Raw genomic sequence first — 12,892 nt, forward strand, 5'->3', positions numbered from 1 at the left:
CCTCTCTTATTCACTTGTGCCAATGTACCGCGAAGATCCCACTGTAATGCATCGCCCGTTGATAAATGTTTCTGATTACCTAAAGCATCAAATTGCTGATCAATCTGTTCGATAGCCACCTGTTGTGTTTCAAGTAATGCCCGATTGGTTTTATTGGAGACACAGATATTCTGGGTAAAACTTTGTTGTGCAATAGCAGAGTTATGGCGAATTTGCGTTAAATTACCACCACGATCATAAGCGTATAAACGNTGCCCGATTGGTTTTATTGGAGACACAGATATTCTGGGTAAAACTTTGTTGTGCAATAGCAGAGTTATGGCGAATTTGCGTTAAATTACCACCACGATCATAAGCGTATAAACGCGTGTAATTGGTATAACTTTGTGTATCTTTAACGAGTGTCGTCACTGGTTGAGATTGTATTGAAGCAGGGGGTTGTTGATTGGCTGATTCACGACCTGTTGCACTCACTAATTGATACAGAGAGTCATACACATAACGATTTTCAGGCACGATTTTCTGATTACGCCAGTAGCGAGTGGCTTCAGCATCATTTCTCAGACAAATAATATTGCCGACAGGATCGTACTCATAGCGCAGATCTTGCATGATCTTCGCACCCAAAACATGCCCTTGAGGACGCTGGGTTTTGACATGCAGCAAGCGCTGAGTTTCAGCCTCATACTCATACGTTGTCACTATCCCATTACCGTGCTCAACACGTAATTTTTGTCCTGCTGCCGAGTAATCGATCGCTTTAATCACGAGTTGTTTTTTATCGCTTTGTAATTGCACACTACTTTGTTTTAGAAAACCTGCTCTATCGTATTTCCATTCACGCTCATGCCCTGCAGCATCAATTTGTGTTAATAATTGACCTGTAGCATCATAAATATTGCNGGTGTAATTGGTATAACTTTGTGCATCTTTCACTAATGTAGTGACTGATTGAGATTGTATTGAAGCAGGGGGTTGTTGATTGGCTGATTCACGACCTGTGGCACTCACTAATTGATACAGAGAGTCATACACATAACGATTTTCAGGCACAATTTTTTGATTACGCCAGTAGCGAGTCGCTTCAGCATCATTTTTCAAACAAATAATATTGCCGACAGGATCGTACTCATAACGCAGATCTTGCATAATCTTCGCACCCAAAACATGCCCTTGAGGACGCTGGGTTTTGACATGCAGCAAGCGCTGAGTTTCAGCCTCATACTCATAGGTTGTCACTATCCCATTACCGTGCTCAACACGTAATTTTTGTCCTGCTGCCGAGTAATCGATCGCTTTAATCACGAGTTGTTTTTTATCGCTTTGTAATTGCACGCTACTTTGTTTTAAAAAACCCGCTCTATCGTATTTCCATTCACGCTCATGCCCTGCAGCATCAATTTGTGTTAATAATTGACCTGTAGCATCATAAATATTGCGTGTTTGATATTGAGAATGTGTGGGTGTTTTAACGGTATTCGCAGTGATAAACTGTAATTCAATTAAATGTTGCCCTGTTAAGGCATAAGCACCATATTCCGTTCTTCCAGCAAGAAAGTCATGATGGGTACATTTACCGACGGAGTTATTGGCAATATTTTTATTATCAGCCCCACCCCAAGTAAAGCGCTCTTTTAATATCTGTTTGGACGTCGGGGAAGACTCCATAATCGCCATAAGTTGTGAAACAAACTCTGGCTTTGTATAGTGATATTCCGTCACTAGCCCCAACCCATTAATATCCATCACTTTTCTGTTTTCAATATCACTGATATTGACACTATTACCACTATCTACACTTTTAATTGCAGACAATAATCCGCCTAAACTCACCACTTGCTGAATATTCGCTTGAATAGTTGAGTCTGATTGTTGTGTTTTATACAATCTTGCATCAATACTGCGTTCTAAATAACCGCGCGCATGATAATGGTGACGCGTAATACGCTCATCGGTTTGGTTAATTGTGTCAGGATGACGGCAATAATTAATTTCACGGATTGTTGATCCGCGATTATCAAGAACCACCACCGTTGGCGTTCTTGTGTGTAATTGTTGATTTAACATCTGTTTAATTCCTTACAATTTTTTCTTTATCAATAATGATTATTTCGTTAATGATTAGCGGCGAATAAATATATTCGGTCATTACGATATATTATTAATTTATATCTATACTAAATACCTTGTGATTAATTTACCCGCGCTTATCTCCTAGACTTTTAGCATTATTAAGAGCGTTACAATAAGATTATTCTCGTATCTGTAATCTAGGATTATAATCCATATTTGGCCTGTCATCTTTGGAACGACAAAATGAGCAGACAATATTGTCATATTTAATATTATTCTGCTTTAAATCATGGAAAAGTCTTCCTATTGTCGTAATTGAAGGAAAAGAGTACCCGTCAGAAGTGATCGTATCACTTACTGCGACAATATCCGTTCTTACTGTTTGATCTTGAATTGTTTGCGTAATTGCTCTGTTGGCAGCCAATGCATTACTTATTATGTCGGGTGTATCCTTCTCATATGTGGTTAATCTATAATTTGTAATATTGATTGCCTCATTATTATCGTCTTCTGCTACTTTAGAATTCATATTATTATACTCGCCTGTCACTGTCCTTATTCCCAATAATTCCATTTCTTCAATCGCAAATTTATTATGTAACTTCAAATGATGATTTGAAATGGAAAATAACGTAAGACTCTTTTCTATTGCGATGTTATCAATCCCCATATCCAATAAATAAGTTCTGTGTGGATTTAAGAATTCTAATGTCATTCCATCGGGTATCGGAATAGCCCCACTGTTTAAGTTAAAACCACCATGGGCAGTGACAATAAGTTGTTTTGATGGATAATCAGGAGTTGAATAGAGCGAAAAATGCCGGCCTAACTTACTGACTGCATAGTGAGTTTCTCTTTTAAAGTCGAGTGAATCTTCTTGATTCCAAACCTCAGCCTGATTAATAACCCCCCTCACCCAATTATTTGTTTTTATTTTATGAAATGAAGTCGGTAATCTATTGATAAAATGTTCACTTGTAGGAGTAGGTGCCCGCCCATCAGGATCATGCAATGTCACGGGGTTATTACGCACCATGCGATATAAATTTAGCCCATCAATCGTACCTGCGGGATCGGTACTTAACCAACGACCAATCCACGGCTGATAATAACGATAACCGTAATAATAGAGCCCTGTAGAATCTTTCTCTTTGCCAGAATAACGAATAGTTTTGTAATCAGCCTCTACCGCATTTTCGCTAGACCAAATCGCGGTACCTCCATAAGGGTAATACTCTTCATAACTGACTAATTGCCCTTTGCCATCCGTTTCTAATCCACTATTGCCAATGCCATCATCATAGCTATAACGCAGAGAATTATTTTCAATGCCTTGTGGTGAGCCAATTTCCCAACAGAGTGCTCTTACGTTAGCGCTTGTGCCGGCTTTAACTTGAACAACGCTATATTTTTCTTTTACTGGGGATTCTCCAATCTCCCAAACCTCAATATTCGATAAGTAGTGAGTGGTGACTTTTTCCAGCTTATCAGACGAACCTTGCTTACGACCTCTTAGTTTTGTGGCTCGTTGACCCTTGCTATCATATTGGTAGGTTTCACCTTCATAAAGAGATCCACTTTCTATTCTTTTGTTGGTCGCTTCCAATTCATTGCGATTATTCCAAAGTAGCGCATCACCATTTAATAGTTTGGTTAAATTACCACTTTTATCAAAATAGCTATCAACCTTTTGTGGATCTGAACATTGGGATCCAAGTAATGCACGATTGGTTTTATTAGAGACACAAATATTTTGGGTAAAACTTTGTTGTGCCGTTGGTGAGTTATGACGAATTTGTATTAAATTACCCCCACGATCATAAGTATATAAGCGAGTGTAATTGGTATAGCTGTGTGCATCCTTTACTAATGCTGTCACAGGCTGAGATTGCATTGAAGCTGGTGTTTTCTGATTTGCAGACTCACGGCCTGTTGCGCTCACTACTTGATACAGAGAGTCATATACATAGCGATTTTCAGGCACGACTTTCTGATTACGCCAGTAACGAGTCGCTTCCGCATCATTTTTCAGACAAATAATATTACCTACAGCATCATACTCATAACGCAGATCTTGCATAATTTTCGCCCCTAAAGCATGGCCTTGAGGACGGACTGTTTTAACATGTAACAAATGCTGAGTTTCTGGCTCATATTCATAGGTAGTGACTAAACCATTGCCATGCTCTTCACGCAGTTTTTGACCAGCTGCACTATAAGAAAGTGAGCGCAAAATCACTTGTTCTGATTGTCCTTTTAAGGTCAGCCAAGATTGCTTAACAAAACCTGCAATATCATAAGTAATACGGCGTTGATGCCCTTTAGCATCGGTTTCTTCTAATACAGCCCCCGTAGCATCATAAGTAAACCGAGTTTTATAACTTTCAGCATGTTCCACTTGGTTCATGTCGTAACTGCCTTCCTTCCAATGGATATCATTACTAAAGTGGAATTTTCGTTCAATAGCAGTTGGCTTTCCTAGTAAAGAAAATTTTTGGTATTCTTTTTTACCTGCGGTGTCATAATGAACAATACATTTCCCGACACGATTATTATCTACAGAGATTTCATCACCACTTGCCCATTTTAATAGTTGTTTTACAGCGCTACCTTCCTTAACTTTTTCTAAGTTACGTACAAATTTAGGCTCACTATATTCATACGTAGTGACGGTTCCTTGTGCATTAATCTGTTGTGCAACAGTACCTTCAATATCATTGATATTTAGGTTGTTTCCATTATCAACACCTTGTGAAAGAGATAATGCGCCACCTAAACTCAGTGTTTGTTGAATATTGGGTTGAATAGCTGAGTCTGATTGTTGTGTTTCATACAATCTTGCATCAATACTGCGTTCTAAATAACCACACGCATGGTAATGATGACGCGTAATGCGTTCATCCGTTTGGCTAATAGTATCAGGGTGGCGACAATAGCTAATTTCACGAACTGTTGATCCGCGATTATCATGAACCACCACCGTTGGCGTTCTTGTGTGTAATTGTTGGTTTAACATCTTTTTAATTCCTTTCAATTTTCTTTTTATCGTTAATGATTATTTAATTAGTGATTAACGATGAGTAAATATATTTAGTCATTACGATATATTCTTAATTTATTTCTAAACTAAAAATCATAAAAATCATAAAAATCATAAAAATCATAAAAATCATAAATTAAATTATTTTTTAATACTTTATTTTATACATTATTAAAAGCATTCAAGTTATCAAGATAAGATAAAAACAACCCAAATGAGACAGGAAAACTGTCTCACTGGACTGCCTTTTTTGGGTTTACCCAAACTGGACGTTCTATGCCTGCCTAAGTAAAAATTTTTATTTTCACTTAGCGCGAAGTTGCAAGCCACTACAGGTAGCCCATCTTTAGGACCAGGCTTACGGAATCACCGTATCTAGCTACAGGTAAATCAGTAGCTATGACATCGGCGTCCATGCAGATTCATGAATAGGAGGCTGTAATAATCGCCCATCATATATACTGCGTTTTTGGTCAGGATTATTTTTAACTTCACGAACGATAGCATAGTTAATTTTCCGATGTTTTTTTATAGCCATAATATTAAAAGTACTGTTTGGAGAGAACAGTATTTCCGATTCTCCACTTTTTCCCTGAAAGTGTGATAGCAATGAAATGTTTTTCCCTGTCCTTCCCATTACTTTGAGCATTACTCCTTCCCTGCCTTGTGAAAATCGCTCGGTAAAGGTTTTGGCATAACTGATAGATAAACTTGTAGACATAAATACATCATTAGTGACTAACTCGCCTGGAGAAAGATTGTCCCATGCACCTTTCGGTATTCCGTATCCTCTGTAGCTTATTTCCGTTGCATTTGCCATTTTACTTAATGCGTTCTCAAATTTTTTAGCATTGCCATTAATACCACTATCTATGCTAATTCCTTGTTTCAGATAGCAATTAAAGGGAGTTTGATTTCTGCTGTAAAGTCGTATTATTCCTTTGTCTTCCTCATCCAAAATTGATACAGGTAATCCTTTATGGGAAGCAAATTCCTCGTGATACTTAGCCTGAACCTCCGCAAACCCTCTCGATTTTTGATGGATTTTTTCATTATCCGATAATATTACTCTCGCCGAATTCTTCATCTCACTTATTGATTTTTTTATATCCTTCAGATCCTCTTTTGATAAATTATCGATAGTTCTTAATGGTGCTAATCCATCCGGATCATGCAATGTCACAGGATTATTGCGCACCATGCGATATAAATTCAGTCCATCAATCGTACCTGCGGGATCGGCACTGAACCAACGACCAATCCACGGCTGATAATAACGATAACCGTAGTAATAAAGCCCTGTTGCGTCTTTTTCTTTACCTGAATAACGAATAGTTTTGTAATTGGCTTCTACCGCATTTTCACTAAACCAAATCGCGGTGCCCCCATAAGGGTAATACTCTTCATAGCTGACTAATTGCCCTTTTCCATCAGTTTCTAATCCACTATTGCCAATGCCATCATCATAGCTATAACGCAGTTGGTTATTCTTAATCCCTTTTGGGAAACCCACTTTCCAACATAAGGCTCTCACATTTCNGGCATAAGCACCATATTCCGTTCTTCCAGCAAGAAAGTCATGATGGGTACATTTACCGACAGAGTTATTGGCAATATTTTTATTATCACCCCCACCCCAAGTAAAGCGCTCTTTTAATATCTGTTTGGACGTCGGGGAAGACTCCATAATCGCCATAAGTTGTGAAACAAACTCTGGCTTTGTATAGTGATATTCCGTCACTAGCCCCAACCCATTAATATCCATCACTTTTTTATTTTCAATATCACTGATATTGACACTATTACCACTATCTACACTTTTAATTGCAGACAATAATCCGCCTAAACTCAGTGTTTGTTGAATATTGGGTTGAATAGCTGAGTCTGATTGTTGTGTTTCATACAATCTTGCATCAATACTGCGTTCTAAATAACCGCGCGCATGATAATGGTGACGCGTAATACGCTCATCGGTTTTATTAATTGTGTCAGGATGACGGCAATAGTTAATTTCACGAATTGTTGATCCGCGATTATCATGAACCACCACCGTTGGCGTTCTTGTGTGTAATTGTTGGTTTGATTTATTCATAAACCTTTCCTTAAATTGTTTTGTCAGTTTATTAACTTATTGATGATAATAATGTTTCTATCGCTTTTTTATCGGTATTACATTTTTCTAATATCAACAATAACCGCGCCACATAGTCAGGGTAATCTCCCCACACTTGCACATTAAAAAATGGTGCAGAACACGGCTGTAGCAAGTGTGTGGGTACAAACTTATTGGGCGCTTCCACGACGGTTAAGGGTGTTTTGCTGCAACTGGATAACAGCATCAGGCACAGGCTCATTAGCACAAGGCGTTTGAGCCAGAATCTGCCGTAACTCTTGGCGTATAACATGATTTTCTTCCTCTAGATTTTGTTGCTCCTTTTGTTGATGCATAAGTGTTTCAGAGACTTTTTCTGCTTGTTCGTGCCATTGCACTAATTGTGATTGCAATGTGCGTTGTTGATATTCAAGCTGACTATTTTGCTCTGAAAGTTGATTAATTTTATTGTGTTGATAGCGGAGCACTAATAAAGCAACAACAATAATGAACGCTATCCCTCCTTTAATACCTAAACGTAAAAACGTACTGATATTCATGGGTATACCTCACGACATAGTTCGTAATGAGGGCCATCGCGGAATGAAATCCAATCCCCTCCCCAATTAATCGAAACATTCAATTGGTAAGCGGCTTTTTTCATCGCTTTTGATACCGACTCGAATGCTGACCAATCTTGCCAAGGGATCGCTCCATTCACTAAAGGCACAATATCAACGGCATGACCTGTTAAATGACGGCTATTGAGGGTTTTGCTTTTACCTTCCTTCATTAGCTCTTTTTGCCGAGCTAATGAACGCAACCCTTCAATAACAACAAAATCATATTCACTCAATGCCAGCGCCTGATGAACCACTTGCACTAAATCTTGATGCACTCCGTTTAAGTTACTCAGGCTACGTTGACTTAATGTATACGTATTCATTTTGGCTCCTTAAGGTTATTCACACCAAAAATACGGTTCCACAACCAAATTAAAGTTGTGCTACCCATTGATCCAAAAAGCCCTGCAATCATGTAAGACATATAACGACTTGCTCCGCTTTCAAAACTCAATAAACCGCCTAATAACCCTGTAAATACTGAAATCACAATTTGGCTACCAATGCCACACCAAGACCACTTAATTTGTTTTTGTCTAATTTCCATTAAATACCTCACGATACCTCCCCAGGCTGAAAATCCACCGATAATCATCCAAGCCAGTGCATCGCTTTCTGATGGGATCGCAACTAGCATAATAAAATTCCTAAATAGAGCGGATTAAACAATGCCACTCATTAATCCGCGTAATAAATCACCTACATTAGTGTGTCATTTTCATCTTCCTGAACCACAAACCATGGCGCCACTATCGTATGACGGCGATATTGTTTTGCGGTAATCACTTGATATAAACGACCTAATGCATCGTAATAATGGGTATCCGCAAAACGGTTAAGCTGAGATAAACTTTCCGAAACATAACGCCAGTCATTGAGAAAATAAGGCTGATACACCCGCTTTACATTTCCTTTGTTGTCATATTCGGTTTCACCTGAAATTGCCCAACGTGTTGTGGTGCCTTTTTGTTGTGCCTGTTGTGCTCGATCAACCACTAGTTCACCTTTTTCACTACGCAAAAAGGACTCACCCGCTTCAACTCTGACGGAAGTTTGCAATAAGCGGCCAAAACCATCGCTAAAAGTGATTTGTTGGCGAATTTGCTGTTGTGGATCGCTGTCATAACGGTCGGTCATGATTTGTAGTGCATGAGGTGGCAATCTTGACGATGTCTGCATCCAGCTGTCAGTGATATACACAAAACCCGTGGCGATTGGCAGTGTTGATGTCAACGCTAGCGCCTCATTGATATCGATTGGCATCGTAAAGGCTTTATCGCTATAACCACTTTGTTTACCATTTTCAGTCCCTGAAAAACGCGTTGTCGTTACACGACCAAAGCCATCAAAAGTGACTTGATGAAGATTGTGGTTTTCATCAGTAATAGAGTTAGGTGATAAAAAGCGCCAATCATAAGTAAGATAAAAATCTTGTACGCTCAAAGGAGATTTTTTCCCCATTAACACACAGAATTGCTTATCCCATAACAGTGTGTAGTCGCAAGAAAGCTCAGATTTTTTATACACTAGCGGCTTATAAAACTGCGCTAATGAACCGTAGGTTTTGATGCCTAATAACGGTTTCACCCACAGTTTTTTGCCTTTTTCCGCTTCATCAGCAAATAAATAGCCTTTTTGCTGATAACCCGCGTTTTTCATCACGTTATCCAGTTTTAAATCAGGATAAGGCTGTGAAATGATTTTGGCAGTGTCTTCGTCTAATTCTGCAGTTTCGCTATACGCTAAACGGATTGGAAAATCAGGCTCAGTTAATGTCGCTTTGCCTTCAGCATCCAAATAAGCCAGTTGTTGTTGCCCTGCAAACACGGATGCTGATTTCTGTGTTAGCAGATTATTGCTTGCTAGCAACGCTTCAACATTTAAGCCTTTTTTTGGCTGCTTTTCTGCGCCAAAAACCCAAACATCTTGTCGACTTGCCTCCGTCACTCCTAGCTGATAAACCTGTTTTTCAGAATGAACAAGATGGTGACAAGTTTGACGCGACAAACTTAAACGTAGAGTCTGTTGTTGTTCATCATGACTTGACGTCCACAACGTTTCAGGCAAGCTTTCATAATGCTGATAAGGATTTACTTCACCTTTAGCACGTCTTGGGTAATCAATTGCAACCGCTTTAGTCACAACACCATAGGTGTCTTGCTCTAATGTGATTTGTTGATGACAAGACGGATCAGTTGCAATACGCTCATAATGATATACACGACTTTCAACGACAGAAGGCATCACCACGGGTGAATGTCCTTGTGTTTCAATTAAGCGTACTTGTGAGCGTTGTTCTGTTACCACATAAGGAATATCAGCAACAACCGCATTATCTGATCCATAGATTTCTTTGCGCAATAATGTGCCTTGCATACCACGTTCAAGCCAATAGCCATATTGTTGGCGTAGCGCGCTTTCACAGACTTTTTCTGCACTGTCTTCACCTTGTGTAAAACGAGGTGAATAGTGTGGAAATGCCACATTGTCACCTTGCCAAAACTCATTAAATAACTGGCTATCCACCACGGATTTACCGGTTAAAAACCACTGGCGAGTTAATGCGCTTGGTGTTTTATCTGTGGTGTCCTCTTCGCTTTTAAAGGATTCAGCATTGGTCATTTCAACACAGCCAAAACCACGAAACTCTTTCTCTTTACCATCCCACACACCATGACGATAATTAAACATTTGTGTTAACTGGCTTTGAGTTACCTCATCCACTGTGTCGATTTTCCACAACGTATGTAATGCAAAAGGTAAATGGCTAACCATTTTTTGTTTACCCTGCTTTGCTTGTGCTAATTTTTCATCTAACCCAAATTGCGCTGAACTGCGGTAATGCAGATTTTGAATTAGTCCCATATTGTTATTAATCGATGTTAATAACCACGGTTTTTGATTTTGCAAAGAAAGCACCCAATGCTGCGGTACAGGATAAGATTTTGTCAGTAAAATACTGGCAACACCAAGACCTTGCACATCAGCAACTTGCAGCTGGCAATAGCTATCAAAACGCATATTTTTAGGTAATGCGATATCATCACCACGCACAAATTGATTGCCACTGTGGTTAAAATAAACCTCTAAATGGGTAGATTGGGCGTAAATAATATCGGTTGTACCACTACCATCTAAATCTGCTAAATAGAGCTGATTAGGATTAAATTTAAGACGATCAGCAGAGAAACCTGGAATAGTAATAGGCGTGCTAAATTTTCCATCACCAAGATGAACCCAACAACTTACGCCTTGGTAGTCAATTTTAATCAGGTGTTGCTGACCCGAACCTAATACATCACTAAATGCCACTAAAGTACGTCGATTAACGTTTTTAATCGGTAATGTCACACCTTCGGTTTGCATCACCTCTTTGCTTTTTTTCCAGCCTTGCGCTGAACCGGCATAAAGGCGAATACTACGAGGACCAATTAAAGCTAAATCAGCAAAACCACGGCCTGTTAATGAGGTTAATTCTGCTCTAGGATGAAAATACTCTGTAGGAATTGCATCAAGTGGAACAAAATTCAGCCAACTCTCCGCGTTATTTTCATCTTGTTTGTAATAACCATTAACATCACCTTTTGTAACTAACCACTCCAGTTTTCCATCACCCGTCATGTCGGTCAGCATGGCTGAATTTTGTAACGATGGAATGATAGGAAGCTTTTTCGCTTTATCCCATGTTATGGCATTCGGATTTTGCTTATCTTCTTTTCTGATGGGGGCGCGATACCACCAAGCACCACGGTCTTGATACAACACCCCCGCAAGCCCTTCACCTAATAAATCAACATATTGATAAGGCTGTTGCGGTGTAAAAGCAGCAAGTTCATTAAGAGATTGCCATTGTGCTTGTTTTGTCGAACCGACTGTTTGCCAATCAAATTTTACTGGGGGTAATGTCACTAACGATTGTGCGTCTTTATTGTTGCTAAAAGCCGATTGCTGTGCTGAGACTAACACCGTACCCGATGCTGACTCATCGTAAGTAAGCGTTAATCGAGCGACTAATTCTGGTGTTTCTGCCAGTGGCGTTTGTTTTTCTAAACTTTCGATACGGTGATACATCAGCACTTGGCGACATAAACGACGGGTACGTAGTTCAAAACCATAATGGAAAAGCGAAAAACAGTCTTTACGCAACGCCCATGCGGAATTACCTTGCCATTGAGGATAAGAGGCTAATGCACTGCTACGCTCACCGTAATCAAATACCAGTGTAAATAACGCATTATTAGGTAATGTATTATCGGTTTTGACACAAGAAAAGGCACGCTCACCTACCGGATTACCGTAATAGACCTTATCTAAATAACGTTGTGTATTAGCATTTGTATGTAATTGAATTTCATGTTTATCACAACCTTGTTCATCTTCAGGGCGATAGTGATATTCAATCTGTTCACCCGTTGCTGAAACTGAAGCATTTAGGTTCCATTGGGCGATATGAGCACTATTTTGGCTATCTACAATCTGTGCTGTAGTTTCATAACCAAATAGATGTGCATCCCCATTTGCGCTATACATTACCCAAAATTGGGTTGGTGTATTCGCTGATGCTTTGCTGTCATTGAGTGACCAATATTCGAAACGACTAAAGCTTTTTTCAATACGAGAGCGATACGTCGTCACTTGATATTGATGAATAAGTTTTATGCCTAACAATGTATTACGTTGCGTTGTTTCAACGTCACCTTTTTTATTCAAAATAGGCACAATCACTTCACCTTCAGGTCCAACAAACTCATCTTGTGGCGTATAAGTTGGAATGCCTTTTGAAGTACGACGACGAATCGACATCACACCGACAGACCAACCAAACCCAAATACGCCATTACCCGCTTGATTTTGATAAGTTAAGCCTAAAGATGGCGCATAACCACGACCGTGGCTAATGGGCAACGGTAAACTAAAAGTGGCTGCACCATCAGGGCCAACAGCGCCCATATTGCCGGTTAACCCTGTGACAGCACCGCCTCCTTTCGGTAAATTAGGTGCATCAAAGGTCAATTTCTCTGAATTTTGCATGTAGAACTCCAGACAGGCTCCCTAAGGAGCCTG

At 39.5% G+C, this 12,892-nt stretch carries 7 protein-coding genes and 2 pseudogenes; all 9 read right to left on the bottom strand.

All coding sequences use genetic code 11. The annotated features are described in order from the left end of the window. A pseudogene (locus tag CBE70_RS08205) lies at positions 1–278 on the bottom strand (toxin); the annotation flags it as partial. A 1,973-nt stretch (positions 279–2,251) separates the two neighbouring features. Further along, positions 2,252–5,089: an RHS repeat domain-containing protein gene (locus CBE70_RS08215; protein ID WP_100158945.1), complete on the bottom strand. Its 2,838-nt coding sequence runs from the start codon at positions 5,087–5,089 to the stop codon at positions 2,252–2,254. 421 nt (positions 5,090–5,510) lie between these two features. Beyond that, on the bottom strand, positions 5,511–6,200 hold the full coding sequence (locus tag CBE70_RS18500; protein ID WP_232797381.1) for an ADP-ribosyltransferase: 690 nt from the start codon (positions 6,198–6,200) through the stop codon (positions 5,511–5,513). A 63-nt stretch (positions 6,201–6,263) separates the two neighbouring features. Further along, positions 6,264–6,647, bottom strand: a pseudogene (locus CBE70_RS18505) (RHS repeat-associated core domain-containing protein); the annotation flags it as partial. 589 nt (positions 6,648–7,236) lie between these two features. After that, positions 7,237–7,467 (bottom strand): Rz1-like lysis system protein LysC, encoded by a 231-nt coding sequence (gene lysC, locus CBE70_RS18745; RefSeq protein ID WP_456300074.1) that lies wholly within the window; start codon positions 7,465–7,467, stop codon positions 7,237–7,239. After that, complete coding sequence (locus CBE70_RS08225) at positions 7,397–7,765, bottom strand: DUF2570 family protein (protein ID WP_100158947.1); 369 nt, start codon at positions 7,763–7,765, stop codon at positions 7,397–7,399. The genes lysC and CBE70_RS08225 overlap by 71 nt, the downstream gene beginning before the upstream one ends. Next, on the bottom strand, positions 7,762–8,151 hold the full coding sequence (locus tag CBE70_RS08230; protein ID WP_100158948.1) for a M15 family metallopeptidase: 390 nt from the start codon (positions 8,149–8,151) through the stop codon (positions 7,762–7,764). Before CBE70_RS08230 ends, CBE70_RS08225 begins: the two co-directional genes overlap by 4 nt. Continuing rightward, positions 8,148–8,465 carry a phage holin family protein gene (locus CBE70_RS08235; RefSeq protein ID WP_100158949.1) on the bottom strand — a complete coding sequence of 106 codons (318 nt, stop codon included), beginning with the start codon at positions 8,463–8,465 and terminating at the stop codon, positions 8,148–8,150. The genes CBE70_RS08230 and CBE70_RS08235 overlap by 4 nt, the downstream gene beginning before the upstream one ends. 62 nt (positions 8,466–8,527) lie before the next feature. After that, positions 8,528–12,859: a SpvB/TcaC N-terminal domain-containing protein gene (locus tag CBE70_RS08240; protein WP_100158950.1), complete on the bottom strand. Its 4,332-nt coding sequence runs from the start codon at positions 12,857–12,859 to the stop codon at positions 8,528–8,530. Positions 12,860–12,892: the final 33 nt, after the last annotated feature.

Source organism: Proteus columbae, from assembly GCF_002777965.1.
Taxonomy (GTDB): domain Bacteria; phylum Pseudomonadota; class Gammaproteobacteria; order Enterobacterales; family Enterobacteriaceae; genus Proteus; species Proteus columbae.